This window comes from Gilvimarinus gilvus, assembly GCF_030518155.1.
In the GTDB taxonomy this organism is placed as follows: Bacteria; Pseudomonadota; Gammaproteobacteria; order Pseudomonadales; family Cellvibrionaceae; genus Gilvimarinus; species Gilvimarinus gilvus.
Map to the genome: position 1 here is coordinate 1 of NZ_JAULRU010000392.1, position 964 is coordinate 964.

A 964-nucleotide genomic window follows, 5' to 3' on the forward strand; every position below is an offset into this window, starting at 1 on the left:
TACACCGCTTTTCTGAATTTGGTTATAGCTTGGATGATGTGGTTGCCATTGATGACCGAGAGGATATACACCAACACACGGAGAACCTCTTAACGATAAAGCCCTTTAATATCAGCCGTGATGATTTCAGGGAAGACAAAGAGCTTCTTGTTATGCTCGAAAAGCTTGAGTACTTAGGTAAGCGCTCTTTGCCAACGTTAAGGGCAGAAATAAGAAGGGAGCATTGTCGAGAGTCGTTGCTTGCAGAGCTTGTGAGGCAGGTTTTTGGCAGTAGTAAGTATTTATCAGGTTCTTATCGATATGTGCCTAAATGTATTGCAAAGCAGAATAGAGATCCAGAGTATTATCCTGATTTTTCAACAGTACAATCTATTGCTAAGTTCCTGGTCTACAAAGACCTCGGTTTGGTAGGCACTATTACGGCTGAGTCTACAGGTTATGCGTTAAACAACCTATGCGCTGATGTCTGGAGTGATTACCCTGCTGGCGAGTCGATAATATCGGATAAAGAACTCGCTGCAACGCTTTATTTTCATTCAGCAGCGCGGAGTGACGCCGTAGAGCTATGCGGTTTTCTAGGCTTCAATGTAGACCCTGACGATACTTTATTGCTGGCGGCCATTTCTTTGAATCAGCTGGCCAATGGGTATCATGTGTTGGCGTACGGGCGTTATGTGAATGATGATTTTTGATGTGAATACGTCTATAGGTGCAAGTAGCCAAGTGTATCCTGGCAGGAGGTTGTCTCAGCTCGGGCGTAGGCCTCAAGCCTCCAGTCGCTGGTTAGCCTCCTGTGCGGGGTATTTCGCACATTGGTGCTGCTCTAATGATAAGTAGAAGTGAAAGCGAGCACGCCAGGCCACGGCTTCTGGTGCTTGACGTGGACAACACGCTGCTCAGCACTCGACTTTACGAGCCTGAGGGAGTGCGGTCCTGTGAGCGAAATACGTCTCAAGAAGAATTT

At 46.7% G+C, this 964-nt stretch carries 1 protein-coding gene; it reads left to right on the forward strand.

From position 1 onward, the window contains the following. Positions 1–692 (forward strand): hypothetical protein (locus tag QWI17_RS06725; protein WP_302721759.1); only part of this gene is annotated, 692 nt, incomplete at its 5' end. Between the last annotated feature and the right edge of the window lie 272 nt (positions 693–964).